The organism is Luteimonas sp. AC640a (genome assembly GCF_979256585.1).
Genome location: NZ_CEEDOV010000007.1, coordinates 738,852 through 757,162, shown reverse-complemented (window position 1 = coordinate 757,162; position 18,311 = coordinate 738,852). Strand labels below are relative to the sequence as shown.

Annotated in this window: 18 protein-coding genes; 7 read left to right on the top strand and 11 right to left on the bottom strand. The window is 66.7% G+C overall.

Annotated features, from left to right (window positions below; genetic code table 11):
- Nucleotides 1-108: 108 nt before the first annotated feature.
- Both ACZ9YD_RS07700 and ACZ9YD_RS07695 read left to right on the top strand, forming a co-directional pair.
- Nucleotides 109-354, top strand: a complete 246-nt coding sequence (locus ACZ9YD_RS07700; protein WP_465074535.1) for a DUF2789 domain-containing protein — start codon at nt 109-111, stop codon at nt 352-354.
- Nucleotides 351-1,721 (top strand): amidohydrolase family protein, encoded by a 1,371-nt coding sequence (locus ACZ9YD_RS07695; RefSeq protein ID WP_465074534.1) that lies wholly within the window; start codon nt 351-353, stop codon nt 1,719-1,721. Before ACZ9YD_RS07700 ends, ACZ9YD_RS07695 begins: the two co-directional genes overlap by 4 nt.
- A 48-nt stretch (nt 1,722-1,769) precedes the next feature.
- On the opposite strand, the gene ACZ9YD_RS07690 is transcribed toward ACZ9YD_RS07695, so the two are convergent.
- From ACZ9YD_RS07690 to ACZ9YD_RS07670, 5 genes are all read right to left on the bottom strand, one after another.
- Nucleotides 1,770-3,074 carry a short-chain fatty acid transporter gene (locus ACZ9YD_RS07690; protein WP_465074533.1) on the bottom strand — a complete coding sequence of 435 codons (1,305 nt, stop codon included), beginning with the start codon at nt 3,072-3,074 and terminating at the stop codon, nt 1,770-1,772.
- A gap of 175 nt (nt 3,075-3,249) precedes the next feature.
- Entirely contained in the window at nt 3,250-3,663 is a 414-nt protein-coding gene (locus ACZ9YD_RS07685; RefSeq protein WP_465074532.1) for an MliC family protein, read from the bottom strand.
- A gap of 104 nt (nt 3,664-3,767) precedes the next feature.
- Entirely contained in the window at nt 3,768-4,118 is a 351-nt protein-coding gene (locus ACZ9YD_RS07680; RefSeq protein ID WP_465074531.1) for an MliC family protein, read from the bottom strand.
- A gap of 510 nt (nt 4,119-4,628) precedes the next feature.
- A complete protein-coding gene (gene ggpS / locus ACZ9YD_RS07675) occupies nt 4,629-6,971 on the bottom strand; it encodes a glucosylglycerol-phosphate synthase (protein ID WP_465074530.1) in 2,343 nt (780 codons plus the stop codon).
- Nucleotides 6,968-8,236, bottom strand: coding sequence for an MFS transporter (locus ACZ9YD_RS07670; RefSeq protein ID WP_465074706.1), 1,269 nt, complete (start codon nt 8,234-8,236; stop codon nt 6,968-6,970). Before ACZ9YD_RS07670 ends, ggpS begins: the two co-directional genes overlap by 4 nt.
- A 213-nt stretch (nt 8,237-8,449) precedes the next feature.
- Here ACZ9YD_RS07670 and ACZ9YD_RS07665 point away from each other — a divergent pair, with 213 nt between their 5' ends.
- Complete coding sequence (locus ACZ9YD_RS07665; RefSeq protein WP_465074529.1) at nt 8,450-9,208, top strand: hypothetical protein; 759 nt, start codon at nt 8,450-8,452, stop codon at nt 9,206-9,208.
- A gap of 62 nt (nt 9,209-9,270) precedes the next feature.
- Here ACZ9YD_RS07665 and ACZ9YD_RS07660 read toward each other — a convergent pair whose 3' ends face one another.
- Nucleotides 9,271-9,558, bottom strand: a complete 288-nt coding sequence (locus ACZ9YD_RS07660) for a DUF3247 family protein (RefSeq protein ID WP_465074528.1) — start codon at nt 9,556-9,558, stop codon at nt 9,271-9,273.
- 108 nt (nt 9,559-9,666) lie between these two features.
- Complete coding sequence (locus tag ACZ9YD_RS07655; protein ID WP_465074527.1) at nt 9,667-10,389, bottom strand: Crp/Fnr family transcriptional regulator; 723 nt, start codon at nt 10,387-10,389, stop codon at nt 9,667-9,669.
- A 199-nt stretch (nt 10,390-10,588) separates the two neighbouring features.
- On the opposite strand from ACZ9YD_RS07655, the gene ACZ9YD_RS07650 reads away from it, so the two are divergent.
- Complete coding sequence (locus ACZ9YD_RS07650) at nt 10,589-10,795, top strand: hypothetical protein (RefSeq protein ID WP_465074526.1); 207 nt, start codon at nt 10,589-10,591, stop codon at nt 10,793-10,795.
- 7 nt (nt 10,796-10,802) lie between these two features.
- Here the strand turns inward: ACZ9YD_RS07650 and ACZ9YD_RS07645 are convergent, their stop codons facing one another.
- Nucleotides 10,803-10,982: a CPXCG motif-containing cysteine-rich protein gene (locus ACZ9YD_RS07645; RefSeq protein ID WP_159681730.1), complete on the bottom strand. Its 180-nt coding sequence runs from the start codon at nt 10,980-10,982 to the stop codon at nt 10,803-10,805.
- Nucleotides 10,983-11,089: 107 nt separating this feature from the next.
- Between ACZ9YD_RS07645 and ACZ9YD_RS07640 the strand changes: the two genes are divergently transcribed.
- From ACZ9YD_RS07640 to ACZ9YD_RS07630, 3 genes are all read left to right on the top strand, one after another.
- On the top strand, nt 11,090-13,420 hold the full coding sequence (locus ACZ9YD_RS07640; protein WP_465074525.1) for an FdhF/YdeP family oxidoreductase: 2,331 nt from the start codon (nt 11,090-11,092) through the stop codon (nt 13,418-13,420).
- Nucleotides 13,421-13,539: 119 nt separating this feature from the next.
- Nucleotides 13,540-14,769, top strand: a complete 1,230-nt coding sequence (locus tag ACZ9YD_RS07635; RefSeq protein ID WP_465074523.1) for an MFS transporter — start codon at nt 13,540-13,542, stop codon at nt 14,767-14,769.
- Between the two features lie 4 nt (nt 14,770-14,773).
- On the top strand, nt 14,774-15,154 hold the full coding sequence (locus tag ACZ9YD_RS07630; RefSeq protein WP_465074522.1) for a VOC family protein: 381 nt from the start codon (nt 14,774-14,776) through the stop codon (nt 15,152-15,154).
- Nucleotides 15,155-15,169: 15 nt separating this feature from the next.
- Here the strand turns inward: ACZ9YD_RS07630 and ACZ9YD_RS07625 are convergent, their stop codons facing one another.
- From ACZ9YD_RS07625 to ACZ9YD_RS07615, 3 genes are read right to left on the bottom strand one after another with little or no spacing between them, the layout of a single operon-like run.
- Nucleotides 15,170-16,234, bottom strand: coding sequence for an ATP-grasp domain-containing protein (locus tag ACZ9YD_RS07625; RefSeq protein WP_465074521.1), 1,065 nt, complete (start codon nt 16,232-16,234; stop codon nt 15,170-15,172).
- A complete protein-coding gene (locus tag ACZ9YD_RS07620; protein WP_465074520.1) occupies nt 16,231-17,445 on the bottom strand; it encodes a flavohemoglobin expression-modulating QEGLA motif protein in 1,215 nt (404 codons plus the stop codon). The genes ACZ9YD_RS07625 and ACZ9YD_RS07620 overlap by 4 nt, the downstream gene beginning before the upstream one ends.
- Nucleotides 17,442-18,290 carry an N-formylglutamate amidohydrolase gene (locus ACZ9YD_RS07615; protein ID WP_465074519.1) on the bottom strand — a complete coding sequence of 283 codons (849 nt, stop codon included), beginning with the start codon at nt 18,288-18,290 and terminating at the stop codon, nt 17,442-17,444. The genes ACZ9YD_RS07620 and ACZ9YD_RS07615 overlap by 4 nt, the downstream gene beginning before the upstream one ends.
- Between the last annotated feature and the right edge of the window lie 21 nt (nt 18,291-18,311).

The window sequence follows — 18,311 nt, the reverse complement described above, 5'->3', positions numbered from 1 at the left end:
CGCTTGCCGGGCGGCTCGCGTTTCCGGCTTCCGGAAATCCGCGATGGCCTGCAGTGGCGTTGGCGCAGGCCACGTTACGCTCGGTGCACGACTTTCTTGGAGTGCACCATGGAACCGACCGTCCACCCATTTTCAGAACTCTTCGCCCAGCTGGGCCTGCCCAACGACGAGGCCTCGATCCGCGCCTTCATTACCGAACACGGTCCGCTACCCGATGACGTGCGCCTTGAAGAGGCGCCGTTCTGGACGGAATCGCAAGCGCAGCTCCTGCGCGAGGAACGCATCGAGGACGCCGACTGGATCGTTGTGATCGACCAGCTCAACGTTGCGCTGCACGCACGTCCGTCCACATGAGGTGGTGGTGCGGTATTGCGGCCACGAGTCTGCTGCTGGCAGGCGCCGCGCAGGCGCAGACGACCACGGACGCCGGCGCCGCCGGCACGTTCGCATTCGTCGATGTCGACGTGCTGCCGATGGACCGCGACGTACGCCTGTCCTCGCAGACGGTCATCGTTCGCGATGGCCGCATTGCCGCGATCGGTCTGCGCGATGACGTCGAGGTGCCGGACGATGCGACGCGCATCGCGGGCGAGGGTCGTGTGTTGATGCCGGGCCTCGCCGAGTTCCACGGTCATGTGCCGGGCGGCGAAGATCCGGTCTACGTGCAGGACACGCTGGATCTGTATCTGGCCAATGGCATCACGCTGGTGCGCAATATGTCGGGCGATGTCTCGCATCCGGAGCTGCGCGCACGCATCGAACGTGGTGAGGTCGATGGTCCGACGATGGTCGTCGCCAGTCCGTGGCTGCGCAGCGAGAGTGCCGACGAAGCCGCACGGGAGGTGCGCGCGCATCACGCCGCCGGGTTCGATCTGGTCAAGATCGGCAGCATTCCGGCCGATGCATATCCGCGCATGGCCGAGACCGCGCACGCGGTCGGCATTCCGTTCGCCGGCCATATTCCCGAAGCCGTACCGCTGGACGTGGCGCTCGATGCGGAGCAGGCCTCGATCGATCACTTCGATCGCTACGTCGAGTTTCTGGTGCCGCCGGGCACCGAGACCGCCGACCGCGAAGCAGGCTGGTTCGGCAGTGGCTGGGTGCAGTGGGCCGATCGCGGCCGCATCGATGAAGCCGTCACCCGCACACAGGCGGCCGGCACCTGGAATGTGCCGACGCTGACCCTCGTCGAGCACATGGCCTCGTCCGAAACGCCGGAAGCCATGCTGCAGTGGCCGGAGATGCGTTACATGCCGGCGTCCGAGCGCGAGCGCTGGCGTCGTGCGAAGCACGAGTACGCGGCGCGCGACACCTTCCAGCCCGATGCTGCGCAGGCGCTTGTCACGCTGCGCCGCGAACTGCTCAAGGCGCTGCATGACGGCGATGCGCCGATCGTGCTCGGCTCTGACGCACCGCAGTTCTTCAACGTGCCGGGCTTCTCGATCCATCGCGAGATGGCGATGATGCAGGCGTCCGGTCTGACGCCGTACGAAGTGCTGGTCACCGGCACCCGCAATGCGGCCCGGGCGTTGGGCACCCCGGATGCGTTCGGCACAGTCGAAGTCGGCCGTCGTGCGGATCTGGTGTTGCTGGCCGGTGATCCGCGCGAAGACCTCTCGCATGCGCAGGCGCCGCTCGGCGTCATGGCACGTGGTCGCTGGTGGTCGCGCGAAGCGCTCGATGCGCGACTGGCGGAGATCGCCGAGCGTCACGCGGAGTGAATCGAAACCCGCCGCGTGTCATGCGCGCGGCGGGTTCTGCAGCTGCGATCAGAGCAGCAGGAACACCAGGCTGATTATCGCGCCGGACGCGAACAGCAGCATCAGGCAGTAGCCCATGATGTCCTTGATCTTGAGTCCGGCGATCGCGAGCAGCGGCAGCGCGAAGAACGGCTGCAGCATGCTGGTCCACGCATCGCCCCAGGCCACGGCCATCACCACGCGCGGCAGATCGGCGCCCAACGCCTGTGCGGCCGGAATCATGACCGGCGCCTGCACCGCCCACTGGCCACCGCCCGACGGCACGAACATGTTGATCAGGCCCGCCGACAGGAACGTCAGCACCGGCAGCGTGTCGGCGCTGGCGAAGGACGCGAACCATCCCGACAGCGTCGCCGCCAGTCCGGAGCCGACCAGGATCGCCATGATGCCGGCGTAGAACGGAAACTGGATCACGATGCCGGCGCCGCCCTTGATCGCTTCCTGCAACGCGGCCAGCAGGCGCGCCGGCGTGCGATGCAGCACGATGCCGAGCATGAGGAAGCCGTAGTTGACGATGTTGAGATTCAGCCCGCCGCCGGCGATGAAGTGATCGGCGAGAAACACCAGACCGGCGACACCGACCGCGACCGAGAGGATCCAGCCATGCTCGAGACGCTCGGCCGGACTCGAGTCCTGGGCGAGGACGGGGGGCTCGGGATCTTGGGGCGGCGTGAACAGCACCGTGTCCTGGTCTGACGGCGTCATCGCTCGATTGATCAGCGGAATGACGACCACCAGCAAGGCGATGATCAGCAGGTTGAACGGCGCGAAGATCGTCTCCGACGCGGGGATCAGACCGATCGCCTCCTGCATGAAGTGACCTTCGGTCGCGATCGTCAACGGGATCGAGCCCGACAGACCGCCGTGCCAGATGACGAAACCCGAGTACGCGCTGGCCACCAGCAGGCGGTAGTCGACCTTCACGAAACGCGCCACTTCGCGCGCGAACAGCGCGCCGATCACCAGACCGAAACCCCAGTTGATCCAGTTCGCGGCCATCGCAACCAGCGTCACGACGACGATCGCGTTCTTCGGTGTGCGACAGCGTGAGGCCATCCACGTCAGGCCACGTTTGACCGGCGGCGTCTTGGCGAGAATGAAGCCGGTCACCAGTACCAGCAGCATCTGCATCGAGAAGCCGAGCAGCTCCCAGAAACCGGTGCCCCAGTAGCGGATGAGTTCGAGCGGTGGCGTCTGTTCGATCGCGAAGGCAGCGATGAAGGCCAGCGCGGTGAAGATCAGGACGAAGACGTAGGCGTCGGGCAGGAACCGTTCGACGAGTCGGACGGACAGGCGCGTGGCGCGCTGGAACATGGCAGATACCGTCGTGGGAAACGACCGGGCAGCTTAGCGGCGCAGGCGCGGCGTGCCTGCTGGACGATGGTCTACGTGCGCCACTGGGCGATCGGGGAATGTGCGCTTGCGCGAGTGCATGCCCGTACTCACCACGAGAAAAAGCGTACGCGCGGGTAGCGCGTACGCAGGCGCCTCAGACCGGCGCGGCGGGTGCGCCGGTGCAGGTGCGGTCGGGATGGTCGGGCCGGGTCAGGAGCGCGTCGTGTCCACCGCGGGTCCACAGCACGATGCCGGCACCGTCGACGTACTTCGTTCCGGACGCGCCGTCTTCGGTGCGCAGCACGTGATTGGCGCCATCCACCGCGATGCTCACCTGTCCGAGGCCGTCGAACGACGCATCCACCGGTGTGCCTTCGCAGTCGTAATGCACGACCTGCAGCTGCGGTGCGGTATCGGCACTGGGCACTTCGCTGTTGGGCGGTGTGTCTTGCGTATTGCCGGCCGCCGGTGGCGCGGGTGCATCGTCGGCGGGGGGTGCCTCGGCCGGCGAACACGCCGCCAGCGACAGGCCGATGGCCACAGTAAACACGGGGGTGAACCAGCGCATGGTCGTCTCCTTGCCTTGAATGGATCGGATCGACGCGAGGGGGCGGGGAGGGCCGGTCGAGCATATCGCCTCCGATTGCCGGAGGCGATGAATGGGCAGGAACTTCAGTAAACGCGTGCGCAGTTGCGCTCGTGCTGACCCTGCAGGGTCAACCGTGCTTCGTCGGTACCGTGGCTCCAGAACACGTTGCCGTCCGCATCGGCGAAGCGATCTCCCTGCGCGGTTTCGGCGCGCGGCAGGTCCAGGGTCACCCCGTCGACGACGAATTGCACGTGGGCGTCATCGCCTTCGCCTTCCTGCGCGAGCGTGATGCGCGTGCCTTCGCAGTCGTAGTCGATGGTGTTCGATGGCTCGGTTTCTGCTTCCCGCGCGGTGAGCGAGCCGGTCGGCGGTGCCTGCTCTGCGGCGGCAGGCGGCGGAGGCGGTGGCGTGTCCGTCGTCGGCGCTGCGGGCATCGGTTCACCGCCGCATGCGGCCAAAGCAAACGTGAGCAGGAGAGCGGTGGCGGGTGCTGCGCGCATGTGGCGTCCTCTTCAAGGCGGGCGCCGGCGTGGTGTGCCGACGTGAGACTGCAGGCTAGGCGAGATGCGGTGAACGGAGGGTGGCGTTGCTGGAAGCGATGTCTGCGCTGTTCGTAACATGCGTAGAGCGCAGCGAAACCCATCGTTGCTGTCGTCCAGCGTGCTTTCAGCCCTGAGAGCTGCGAGCAAGCTCGAGACTTCAAACGTGCGCTGTCATTCCCATTCCCTCACCCGACGTGCGATGCGCGTCGACCCCGGATCAGGTCCGGGGCAGGCTCTCTACCCCGGCGGGCACGTAGTCCCGGAGGGAGAGGTGCTGGATGGATGCGGTTGTTCTGGCACGCGACGCAGATGCAGGAATGTGTTGCCGACCCGACAGCGCGATTCCGATGCAACACACGGAAACGCTTCGCACATGCCTGCACGAAGCGCTCCCGCATCCGGTCAGGCCGCCAGCCCGCGCATCGCATACCGGTGCTGGTCGGCGCCGCTGCCTGCGGTGGCAACGGCTTCGAGGAAGTCGCGACCCCAACGCTCGACGTCGTAGTAGTGGACGATGTCGAACAGCTGGCGCTGACGCCCGACGGCCTCGTGCTCGGGCATCGACAGGGCCTGGCGCAGGCCGGCGACCAGATCGGTCTGGTCGTGCGGATTGGTCAGCACCGCACCCTTGAGTTCGGCAGCGGCGCCGGCGAATTCCGACAGCACCAGCGTGCCCGACGAACCTTCGATGCCCTGCGCGGCGACGAATTCCTTGGCGACCAGATTCAGGCCATCGCGCAGCGGCGTAATCCACATGACATCGGCCGCTGCGTAATGCGCGAGGACTTCCTCGAACGGCAGGCTGCGGGCGAAGAAGCGCACGGGACTCCAGTCGAGCATCGCGTGGCGGCCATTGATCCGGCCGACGGCCTGTTCGATCTGCGTCTGCAGTTCCTGGTAGACGGTCATTTCCTTGGACGCCGGCACGCAGATCATCAGCAGCGTGACCTTGCCGCGGAGGTCGGGCTGTTCACCGAGCAGTCGCTCGAACGCGAGCAGCTTCTCCAGCGTGCCCTTGGTGTAGTCGAGGCGCTCGACCGACAGCACCAGCTTGCGTCCCGAAAATTCGCGACGGATCTGTTCCAGGCGCACGCGCACCTTGGGCTGCGCCAGCCCCTTCTCGATGCGCTTGATGTCGGTGCCGACCGGATGCGCACCGAGGCCGACCACGCGATCGCCGACACGGATGCGGGTCGTGGTTTCATCCAGCCCCACGGCGCACCCGTAGGTCAGGAAGCGCGGCGCGCAACCTTCGCGGGCCAGCGTTTCGGTCGGCATCGCACCGCGCACCACGTCGACGAAGTTCTCGACCTGGCGCGGAATGTGGAAGCCGATGTAGTCGCACTGCAGCAGGCTGCCGAGGATCTCGCGGCGCCACGGCACCACGTTGAACACGTCGGCCGACGGGAAGTAGGTGTGGTGGAAGAACGCGATGCGCACGTCGGGTCGCAGTTCGCGCAGATACGCCGGCACCATCCACAGGTTGTAGTCGTGCAGCCAGACCGTCGCGCCGGGCGCAGCTTCGGCAGCGGTGGCTTCGGCGAACTTGCGGTTCACGCGCAGATAGATCTTCCAGTCGTCCTCGTTGAAGCGCGCGCGTTCCCAGAACGTGTGCAGCATCGGCCAGAAGGCCTCTTTCGAGAATCGCTTGTAGAACGCGTCGACCTCGGTCTGCGTCAGCGGCACACGCGCAACGGTGAGGTCGGGATAGGCATCGGCATCGACCGGCGTGCGCGTTTCGAACTTGCCGAGCTTCGGATCGTCGATGCTCCACGCGACCCAGGACCCTTTCTGCCCGCTGCCGAAGAAACCCAGCAGGCTCGGGATGATGCCGTTGGGCGAGGTCGGGCGCCGGCGCTTGCGCTCGCCGTCCTCCACGTATTCCTCGTACGGCAGGCGGTGATAGACCATGACCAGATCCGAGTGTCCGGTATCGGGCTCGGCCGTCTTGCGCAGGTGCGGATCATCGGACTCGAGCAGGTCGAAATGGGTGATCGCTTCGAGAATGCCGCCGCACCCAGGCGACTGCGCATGGAACACGTTCGACAACTGGTCGGTGGCCTTGACGAGCGCGGGTTCGGATTCGCCCACGCACACGCCCTGGAAGCCGGACGTGTACATCGACAGGTCGTTGAGCGTGTCGCCGGCGACGAGCACGCGCTCGCGCGGCAGCGCAAGGTGATCGGCGAGCGCGGCGAGCGTGCGGCCCTTGTCGGTATCGGGCGGCAGGATGTCGAGATAGCGGTCGGCCGAATACAGCACCGAGCAGCCCAGCTTGCGCGCGGTCGCTTCGATGTCGCCGCGCACGCCGGCCAGCGCTTCGGGTTCGCAGAAATACGAACAACGACGTTCCTGCGGCACGTCCTGGCGCACGAGACCGGGGAAGTCCGCCATCGCATCGGCCACGGCGCGCTCGCCCGGCCAGCGACGATCGATACGCGTCTGCAAGGGCTGGATCGGCTGCAAGGTGTGGCCGTCGACGACGGTGCCGCCGACATCGCAGATCACGTAATCGGGACGCGGCAGGCTGGGGTCGGACAGCAGCGGCATGACGGCTTCGAGGCCGCGACCGGTGACGAAGGTCAGGCGGATCTCGGGATGGCGGTCGACCAGGCGGTAGAGCTGCTGGCGATGCGCGGGCGATCCGGCGAGGAAGGTGCCGTCGAGGTCGGTCGCGAGCATCAGTCGCGGCACGAACGGGGTATTGGCGGGCGTGAGGTCTGTGTTGGTGGATTCCTGAGTCAATGTGGGTCCTTGTGGTGTGGATCGGAAAGATCGGGCCCCTCGGGTGCAGGGCCGGTTTCAGGCAACAGTTCGAGCGCCGATGGCGTGGTGCGCAGCATCGGGTGGAAGCTGGCCGGATGGTCGTTGTCACGCTGGCGCAGCAGGCGGCGACCGGCCGCGATGAGTGCGAGTGCACCGAGAATCACCGCGAACGACGCGGGCAGGGCGGTCGGGCCGAAGCGCGACATCGCGACGCCGACGATGGCCGGTCCGATCGCCGAGCCCACGCCGTTGAGCAGCAGCAGGCTGGAGCAGCCCGACAGCGTGTCCTCTGTGGGCAGGTGATCGAGCAGATGCGCGACGCAGATCGGATAGATCGCGAACGCCACACCCCCGAACAGGAAGAACAGCCCGAACAGTGCGAGTTGCGAACGATCGGCGGCGAACATCATCGCAACGCCGATCAGCGCGGCCGCCGCGCAGATCAGCGCCAGTGTCGTACGCCGGTCTCCGCCATCGGAGAGCCGGCCGATCGGCCACTGGAGCAGGGCGCCGCCGAGGATCGTGGCGCTCATCAGTGAAGCGATTCCCTGCAGATCGAGGCCGAGGCCGGCCGCGTACACCGCGCCCATGCCCCAGAAACCGCCCATCGCCACGCCGGCCAGCAATGCACCCGTGGCCGCGGCTGGCGCAGTCCGCCACAAGGCGGCCAGCGCCAGGCGCGGCACGATCGGCAGTGTCGGCTGGGTCATGCGGCTGGCGACAACCGGCAGCGCTGCCAGACAGATCAGGATGGCCACGACGCTGAAGAGAGCGAACGAGGCGGGATCCTGGAAACCGATCAGCCATTGACCTGCGGCCAGCGCCAGCAGGTTCACCGCCATGTAGACCGCGAAGACCTGGCTGCGTTTCTCCCGCGGCGCCTCCACGTTGAGCCAGCTTTCGATGACCGTGTAGAGGCCGACCAGCGCAATGCCCGTGATCACGCGCAACACAGCCCAGGCCCAGGGATCGATGAGGATCGGATGCAACAGCACGGCGGCCGCGCACAGCGCCGCGTAGAACGCGAATGCGCGGATGTGCCCGATGCGCTGGATCAGGCCCGGCGCAATATAGGTGCCCAGGAAAAACCCGACGAAGTAACCCGACATGATCAGACCCAGGGTCTGATCGCTGAAGCCTTCGAGACCGCCGCGGACAGCCAGCAACGTGCCCAGCAGGCCGCTGCCCATCAACAACAGGGCAACGCCGACGAGCAGTGCGGCGAGATTACGGACGACTGGGATGACAAACCTCCGGCAACATTCAGCGAAGGTTTTGAATTATAACATATTGAAAATTCAGGACATTTTCACCGGATGTCGACGCCGTCCGCGATGCTGCGCTGCAGCGAAAATCACAACGCAATCATGCGCTTGCGTGGGATCGCAGTCGGCGTGACCGAAAATGAACACGTGGCCAGTCATTCTGCGCAGACGTTGTTCCGAGGAAGCCCCGTCATGCGAATCCGCTCCTGCCATCTGCTGTTGCCCGCCGCCTTGCTGCTGGCCGCATGCCAGCCTGACGCTGCAACTGACAGCGCCCCCGCTCCGGTCGCCAACGCGCCCGACGCCGCGGCACCGGTTGCGAGTCGCGATGACGATGTCGTCGTGTCGACCAACGAGCCGTTCTGGCAGGCGCGTGTCGAAGGCGACACGGTGGTCCTGCGTGGCATCGATGCGCCGGAACGCCGCCTCACCGGCGCACGCGCATCCATGACCGCCGATGGCCGGCGTATCGATGCATCGGATGCGGACGGCTCGGTGGTCCTGATCGTGCGCCGGATGCGCTGCGAGGACGACATGTCGGGTGCACGCTTCCCGATGACAGGCCTGCTGACCATCGATGGCCACGGCCCGTTCCGCGGCTGTGCGCGTCCTGCATCGATGCCGGTCCCGACGCCGCCAGGCGAAGCCCCCTCGACGACGATTCCCGAGCGGTTCGTGGGGCGCTGGGATTCGGATGCGGCGGCCTGCACATCCGGCGGCAGCGATATGGCCCTGCGTGTCGAGCCGGGCGCGCTGCGCTTCCACGAAAGCATCGCCACGCCGACGGCAGTGGTGGCAGACAACGACGATGCGGTGCGGGTGACTGCGGATTACGAAGGCGAAGGCCAGACCTGGACGGCCGAGCGCACCCTGCGGCTGGACGGCCCGGATGCGTTGTTCGTCGGCGACGACGCGGGCGAGGGCGTCAATCGCGTGCGCTGCACGGACTGAGCGCGGACTTGACGGTTGCGACGGTCGGAACGGGCACGTGTTGCAACCAGTGCCGATGCGGCTCAGGCCGCGCCGAGCCGCTCGATGGTGCGCACATCCCCCACCCAGAGACGATGCGCGGTCGCCGGGTGTTCGAGGTCGTCGAGTCGCAACCGGGCGTTGTGACCTTCGTCGCCATCAGCGTTGCGGAAGATCTCCAGTGTCGGCCTGGCGGATACGGTGCCCTCGACCACGCTGCCATCATCGAGCGTGACCCGCACCCGGGCCTCGTCGTCGAGCAGCACGATGCGCTGTTCGATCGCGTCGAGATCCTCGCGACGGCTGAAAATGCGTGGGGGCGTCTGGCTCATGGGCGACTCCTTCTAGGGAATGCGCCCATGCTCTCGCGGCAGGTGCAACCTGCCGTGACGACGCGGCCAAGGATCTTGCAGGCGATCGGCGCGAAGCGCCGGCAGGGCTCAGCCTTCGAGCGCCGGACGCAGCAGGCGGTCGTATTCGGTGCGCACGACGCCGTAGCACTCGCAGGAGCGGGCCACCAGACATTCGCGATCCAGCACCTGGATCACGCCGCGGCTGTAGCGGATGCAGCCGTCATCCTGCAGGCGCCGCGCCGCTTCGGTGATGCCTTCGCGACGCACGCCCAGCAGGTGCGCGATCTGTTCCTGGGTCATCTTGATCTCGACCGAACCCACGCGATCGTTGACCAGCAGCAGCCAGCGCGAAAGCTGCTTGTCCACGGTGTGATGACGGTTGCAGACGCCGGTCATCGCGGTCTGGGTCACCAGCGCCTGGAAGTAGCGCAGCAGGATTTCCTGGAACGCGCCGCCGCGCTGGAACTCGCGGATCGCGAACTCGCCGCGCAGGGCCAGCGCTTCGCCGCCGACCTTGACCACGGCGCGCGTCGGCACGCTGCGCGCGCCCGTCAGCAGGCCGATGCCGACCATGCCTTCGTTGCCGACCATCGCGAACTCGCTGGTGTCCCCACTCTCCAGCGCATACATCAGCGACACGATGCCTTCGCGCGGGAAGTAGATCGTCGTCTGGGCCACGTTGGCTTCGTGCAACACCTTGCCAGCCGGCATGTCGACCAGCTGGACCTCATCGCCGACGCGGTCACAGACGTCGTCGGGCAGGTCCTGCAGCAATCCATTGAGCGGCGCCCAGGGCGCTTTCTTCTTCATGCGCTGCGAAAGGTCCATCTGATGAACAAGTCTAGATTTTCCCGTCTGAATGCGGTGTCGTATGTACGGCAGCGCGCATACAGCTGACTGAACTAAGTGCGTCAACGCACAGACCCTGACTGCGCCCCTTTCACATGCTGACGACGTGGTGCGGCCGTCGGATGGCGCCGCATCCGTCCTTCCCAACAAGGAAACCGACGTGAACGCAGACGACGTCGAGTTGTGCCGGATCTATGGACAGATGTCACGGGAGTATCTGCAGGACCGCTCGTGGAGCGAAAGCGAAACGCAGTTGCGCGAAGGCTGGCTGCGGCTGCGACGGAACCCGGACATGAGCTGGGAAGATGCCGCGCCTCTGGTGCGCACGTTCTGGGAACTCACACCTGCGAGCGCCGATCACGCCTGAGGTCGCCTCAGTCCTCACGCCCTGCGTCGAGCCGGATGCCATCGTCGTCGACGGCCAAGTGCATTTCGATGGGCCGGCAGCAGACCGGGCAGTCCTCGACATAGTCCGCATCGCCAACGCTGGCATCGACCAGCGTCTCGAAACGTTCTCCGCACCAGGGACAGCGTAGCTTGGCGACATCCTGCATGCGGCCAGCATGTGGGCGTCTGTGTTTGCGTAATGTGAGCCGGATTTCACGTGTTGGGCAGGCGAGCCGGCGGAGTGTAGTCGGCTCAGTCAACGCCGGAGCCCGCCATGACCGAGTCGCATCCCACGTTCAAGCCCTACGAGGCGCCGGCAGGCGGCTGGGGTTCGGTCCGCTCCCTGCTGCGCTATGGCATTGGCGATGGCGCGCAGACGGTCGAGGGGACGCGGCAGCTCCAGCGGCAGAACAAGATCGACGGCTTCGCCTGCGTCAGCTGCTCCTGGGCCAAGCCGGCCGAGCCGCACACCTTCGAGTTCTGCGAGAACGGCGCCAAGGCGACGATGTGGGAACTCGACACGCGACGCGTCGATGCCGCGTTTTTCGCCGAGCACACCGTCACCGAGTTGCTGACCTGGGCCGATCACGATCTCGAAGCGGCCGGCAGGCTGGTCGAACCGATGCGTTACGACGCCGCCAGCGATCGCTATGTGCCGGTGTCTTGGGACGAGGCCTTCGCCATCGCCGGGGGCGTGCTGCGCGACATGGCACCGGAACGCGCGGTGTTCTACGCGTCCGGACGCGCGTCGCTGGAAACGTCCTACATGTATGGCCTGCTGGCGCGCATGTACGGCAACAACAATCTGCCCGACAGCTCCAACATGTGTCACGAGAGCACATCCGTCGGCCTGCCGCGCAGCATCGGCGTGCCGGTCGGCACCGTGCTGCTGGAAGATTTCGAGCACACCGACTGCATCATTTCGTTCGGGCAGAACGTCGGCGTCAACAGCCCGCGCATGCTGCATCCGCTGCAGGAAGCCGCGCGCCGTGGCGCGGAGATCATCACCTTCAATCCGTTGTACGAACGCGGCTGGGAGCGCTTCACCAATCCACAGGAACCGCTGGCGATGGCCACCGGCGCGTCGACGCGGATCAGCAATGCCTACTTCCCGGTCCGCGCGGGCGGCGATATCGCGCTGATGCAGGGCCTGGCGCGCGCGTTGCTGGATCTCGACGACGCGGCGCAGGCGGACGGCCGCGCGCGCGTGCTCGATGTCGGTTTCATCGAGACCCACACCAACGGCTTCGAAGCATTCGAAGCCTGGCTGCGCGCGGCGGACTGGACCGACATCGAGCGCGAGAGCGGATTGTCGCGTGCCGATATCGAAGGCGTGGCCGGCGTGTACGCGCAGGCCGATTCGTCGATCCTGATCTACGGCATGGGCCTGACCCAGCATCGCCACGGCGTCGACAACGTGCGCATGGTCTGCAACCTCGCGCTGATGCGCGGCAACGTCGGCCGTCCGGGCGCCGGCATCTGCCCGGTACGCGGGCATTCGAACGTGCAGGGGCAGCGCACCGTCGGCATTTCCGAGAAGCCCGAGCTCGTGCCACTCGACAAACTCGCTGCGCAGTACGGCTTCGAGCCGCCGCGCGAGAAGGGACTCGATACGGTCGGCACGGTGGAAGGCATCCTCGACGGCAGCGTCGAAGCTTTCATCGGACTCGGGGGCAATTTCTCCCGCGCCGCGCCCGATACCGGCCGGCTGGAACCTGCCTGGCAGGGGCTTGCCCTGAGTCTGCAGATCGCCACGCACCTCAATCGCAACCACCTGCTGTGTGGGCGCGAGACACTGTTGCTGCCGTGCCTGGGCCGCATCGAAGAAGACGTGCAGGACGGCGTGGCGCAGCGCGTCAGCATCGAAGACAGCACGACCTGCATCCATGCCTCGTTCGGCAACAGTCCGCCGGCCGGTCCGATGCTGCGCTCCGAGCCCGCGATCGTCGCTGCGCTTGCGCAGGCGATCCTGTCGCCGGAACGCGCCGCGTGCGCACCGTGGCAGTCGTGGGTCAGCGACTACGCACGCGTGCGCGATGCGATCGAAGAGACCTATCCCGAGCAGTTCCGCGATTTCAATGCGCGTCTGTACACGCCCGGAGGTTTTCCGCGCCCGGTCGCGGCGCGCGAACGTCGCTGGTCGACCGAAAGCGGCAAGGCCGAGTTCCACGTGCCCGACGTGATCTGCGCGACCGGCTTTTCCGACAAGGCGGGGCGCTATCGACTGCTGACCGTGCGCAGCAACGACCAGTTCAACACCACGGTTTACGGCTACCACGACCGCTTCCGCGGCATCGACGGGACGCGCCGCGTGGTGCTGATGAACGCCGACGACATTGCCGAGCTGGGACTGGACGACGGCGAGCAGATCACACTGGCGGCGGATTTCGACAATGATGCCGAGGTGCGCGAAGTCGGCGGCTTGCGCGCGATTCCGTACCGCATTCCGCGCGGCTGCATCGCGGCCTACTACCCGGAATGCAATCCGCTGATTCCGGTCTCGCATCATGCGATCGACAGTCATGTGCCGGCGGGCAAGTCGGTGCCGGTGCGCGTGGTGCGCGGTGGCAATGCGCCGGTCCCGGCAGGGCCTGCGCCGGGTTGAGGCCGTGCGCCGGTCGTATACGCGTGCGAGCGACCGTGACACACCGATCCATCCCGTTGACTGGCCTGCGTGACCCCGCAGGCCGATACTGACCGCCCACGTCGCTGCACCCGTTCCCGATGTCCGCCACTTCGCCGGCGCCTCTGCGCCCCGGCCGTATCCGCCTCGCGTTGTTCCTCGCCGGCTTCGCCACGTTCTCGCTGCTCTACGGCGTGCAGCCGCTGCTGCCCGAATTCGCACGCGAGTTCGGCGTGGGGCCGGCCGCGAGTTCGCTGCCGCTGTCGCTGGCGACGCTGGGTCTGGCGCTGTCGATCTTCTGCGCAGGCGCGGTGTCGGAAAATCTGGGTCGCCGCGGCCTGATGTTCGTGTCGATGGCCGTCGCCGCCGTGTTGACGATGGTCGCCGCGATGCTGTCGCACTGGCCGAGCCTGGTGGTCGTGCGGGCGCTCGCAGGCGTCGCGCTCGGTGGCGTGCCGGCGGTGGCGATGGTCTATCTCGCCGAGGAATTCCCGGCGCAGCGGCTGGGGTCGGCAGTCGGGCTGTACGTCGCCGGCAATGCCTTCGGCGGGATGATGGGACGGCTGTCGGTGAGCTTCCTGACCGACTGGTTCGAGTGGCGCACCGCGCTCGCGTTGCTCGGCGGCTTCGATCTGCTGGTCGCGATCGCCTTCGTATGGCTGCTGCCGAAATCGCGGCATTTCGTGCGCCAGCGCGGGATCAATCTGCGCTTCCACCTGCGCGCCTGGGGCGGGCATCTGCGCGATCCGCTGCTGCCGTGGCTGTTCGCGATTCCGTTCCTGGTGATGGGCGTGTTCGTCAGCGTCTACAACTATCTCGGCTTCCGGCTCGGCGCGGCGCCGTTCAATCTGGGGCAGGCGCAGATCGGCTGGATCTTCAGCGCCTACGTGTTCGGCATCGTCAGTTCGACGGTGGCCGGCGGCCTGTCGGATCGTTTCGGACGTGGCCCCGTCGTCGTCGCCGGTGTATTGCTGGCCGCCGCCGGCGTGCTGCTGACGCTTGCACCGACGCTGTGGATGATCGTGCCGGGCCTGGTGCTGCTGACGATCGGCTTCTTCATCGCGCATGCCGCGGCGAGTGCGTGGGTCGGCCGGCTCGGCCGCACGCATCGCAGCCATGCGGCGTCGCTGTATCTGCTGTCGTACTACATGGGCTCGAGCCTGATCGGCGCGACCAGCGGCTGGCTGTGGGCGCACGGTGGCTGGCCGGTGCTGGCCGGCGGCGCGCTCGTGCTGCTGGCGCTCGCGTTCGTCGCTGCGCGGCATCTGCAGCGCCACGCCCCGGACACGCCGTCGCCCACGCATCTGTCCACTGCCTCGACAGGAGACTGACCCCATGCACATCGACGCACTCGACCATCTGGTGCTGACCGTCGCAGATATCGACGCGACCTGCGCGTTCTACGGCCGCGTGTTCGGCATGCAGGTCGTGACCTTCGGCGAAGGCCGGCGCGCGCTCGCATTCGGCGTGCAGAAGATCAATCTGCACCAGGCCGGTCACGCGTTCGAACCGAAGGCGTTGCGACCGACGCCCGGATCAGCGGACCCGTGTCTGCTGACGACAACGCCGCTGGATCAGGTGCAGGCCGAACTGCGCACTGCAGGCGTCCACATCGAAGACGGGCCGGTGCCCCGTACGGGGGCGACCGGCCCGATTCTGTCCCTCTATGTCCGCGATCCGGATGGCAACCTCATCAAGATCGCCAACCGGGTCTGACGCGGCACACGTCGCTCAAAGCATCGCCAGCTCGACGTTGCTGAGCGTCTTGCCGTAGTGCTTGCGCAGGCGCAGCTTGCGCTCGAGGTCGTCGAGGATGCGGCCCGAGAAATCGAGGCCGGTGAGTTCTTCGAGCATGTTGATGCCGCCGGGCGTGTCGACGTTCACTTCCATCAGCTTGTCGCCGACGATGTCGAGGCCAACGAAATACATGCCGTCGCGGATCAGCTTCGGCGCAACCAGTTCGGCCAGACGCAGTGCATCGGCATCGGGCTTGGCCATTTCGTACTTGCCGCCGGCGCTGATGTTGCTGCGCGCATCGCCGCTGTCGTTGTAGCGACGGATGCAGGCGTAGGTGCCTTCGACTTCGAGCGGGCGGCCGTTGAGCATCAGCAGGCGCAGATCGCCGTCCTTCGCCTTCGGCAGGTATTCCTGGGCGATCGCGTAGCCGTCGCGCAGCACCGCATCGATCATCTGGTTGAGATTGCCGCCGCTTTCCGGCGTCACCACGAATACGCCCTGGCCGCCCGAACCCTGCAGCGGCTTGATGACGCCGTAGCCTTCGCGTGCTTCGATGAAAGCCTTGATCTCCTCGATGTCGCGGCTGATGCAGGTCACCGGCCGGACTTCCTCGGGGAAATGCTGGAAGTAGGTCTTGTTCGAGGCGTCGGTCAGATGCGTCGGGTCGTTGACCACCAGTGCCCGCTTCAGCGCGCTGAGCTGTGCGAACAGAAGGCCACTGCCCGGCGCCCAGGGACGCTCGACCATCTCGTCGGCGGGGTCGCTGCGCAGCATCAGCACGTCGAGGTCGTCGACGGAAATGCGGTCGGTCGGACATTCGTCAGACTGCAGATCCGCCAGCAGCGCTGCGTCGTCGGCATAGTCCTTGCCGCAGGGCATGTGGGCGCAAGCGCGCACCGTGCCGTCGGCGTCGTAGGTGAAATCGGCGAGACCGATCAGGGCGATCTCATGGCCGCGCGACAGGGCGCGGCGGGCTAGACGGATCGTGGTGTAGTTGTCCTGCTCGGTATCGACGTCGTTGACGACGAAGCCAAAACGCAGGGGATGTCCGTCTGTCATGCAGCATGCTCCGGGGGGCGGTGGGTGTGGAAAAGGCATTCGACCGGCGTGCGCCGGCAAGCGTCGAGTCGGCTGCGGAAATCGTCGCGGGTGACGTAGCGGGGCAGCAGGACCGGCGGCACGATCCAGCCGTCGTCGACCAGGACATCCAGCAGTTCGAGCTGGGGCAATGCGAATTTGCCGAGGAACAGCGCATCGAAGTCGCCGTCCGCTTCCAGATAGGCGAGCAGATCGCGCAGGCCGCGCAGGTACACGGCGTCTTTCGTCAGGCCGCCGCCGCGCCGCGCACGTACGGCGACATCGAACGCGTCGTCGGTCGGCATGTCGTGAGTGTCGTGCAGGCGGGCGAAGATCGCCGGCAGCTGTTCACCGTTGGCGGCCATCGAAGTGGCGACCACGCGCGCGGCGAGGATGCGCAGGCGCTCCCCGGGCAGATAGCCGGCGAGGAATTCGCCGAGCACGCCGAGACCTTCCTGCATCGGGTCGTAATGCGCCAGACCGACTTCCAGCTGGCGCAGCGCCTGCTGGCGGCCGTTATGACGCGTCACCACGTGCGTGCCGATTTCGTGCTGGATCAACGGCTGCACGCGCGCCCGCGGCAGACGGATGTTGCCGTCGATGTAGAACGTGCCATGCGAGACCATCAGCATCGAACTGATGTCGGTGTCGACGACGACATCGATATGAAAGTCGGGCGCCTGCGCCCGGTACCAGGCGATCTCGGCGTCGACCTGGGTGCGCACTTCATCGATGCCGCAGTCGGCGGACAGGGGGTCGCCGATAGCGACCGTCGCCAGGATGCGTTCGGCCAGATCCAGCAACTCCGGCTCCACCGCGCCGAACAGCGCGACGCTGGCCTTGACGAAACCCGGGCGGTCGCGCTGCTCGACCAGATCGATCATGCGACCGAGCTCGAGTTGCTTTTCGGTCAGCAGGGCTTGCAGCGCAGGCGATTCGATCTCCGCGACGGGCAGGGCATCGAGCGCCTGGCGGGTCTGCGCCAGATCGGTGTCGAGATCGACGTAGCGCAAAGCGGGTTCGAGCGTGCGGCCGGACGATTCGAATGCGTTCCACAGGCCGACGCCGTCGAGCGGCGACAGCGCCAGCAGCCAGTCGAGACGCGCATCGAGCGCGGCAAGCGCCTCGTCCACATGCGCGGCCACCGGCGGCAGCGGTCGTGCGACCGGCCGCCGGGCAACGCTTGCGCTCACTTGAGGAACTCCGGACGCACCGCGTCGACCGCATGCGACAGGCCATCGCGCAAGGCGTACAGCGCGGAAATATCGGCCCGGCCGCTCCACTCGTCCATGAAGATCTTCTTGTATTCGGGCGAGATCGTGCAGACCCGTTCACCCCAGTGCGCGTAGATCCACTCGGGGAAATGACCACCGGTCGGGAAGCGCACGTTGCAGCGCACGTCCGGAAGCGCGCCGCGCACGGGGTGTCGGCGCAGCACGTTGGTGAAGCGTTTGGCGGTCTCACCCCAGCGATCGGGATCGAGTGTGGTGATGCCCAGTTCGATATCGGGATTGTCGGCCTGCGCAGCAGGGGCGGCGTCGGGTCCGTCGCGACGATGGTTGTAGCTGTGGATGTCGATCAGCAGCGCGCTGCCCCAGCGCGCCACAGTGCGATCGATGAGTTCGCCGATCATGTCGTAGAACCGGTCGTGCAGCGCCAGCGACGTCTCGCGCTCGGCATCGTCGAGCGGCGTCTTCCAGACATCGAGGCCCCAGGCGGCCTCGGGTCCGGTGTACACCGCCTCTGCGCGGGCGCGATTGAGATCGACTTCGAAGCGCGACTGGCGCACTCGCAGGCGCGTGTCGCCGACCTGGGTCAACAGGCTGGTGAGGGGATCCTCCTCGCGCCATCGCGCGTCGTCATCGAGCGCGACGCGGGCGCGCAATGACGGGCGCAGCGCGTGGCCGTCATGGATCGCGGTCGCGATGACCGGGCCGTCGGCAACAGCGAGATCCCAGGCGTCGACGCGCTCGAGCAGCGCGGGCGGCGTGGTGTCGGAGAAGAGGGCGGCGGGGGCGGAACGTCGTAAATCAGGCATGGCGCGCATGCTCGCAGCCCG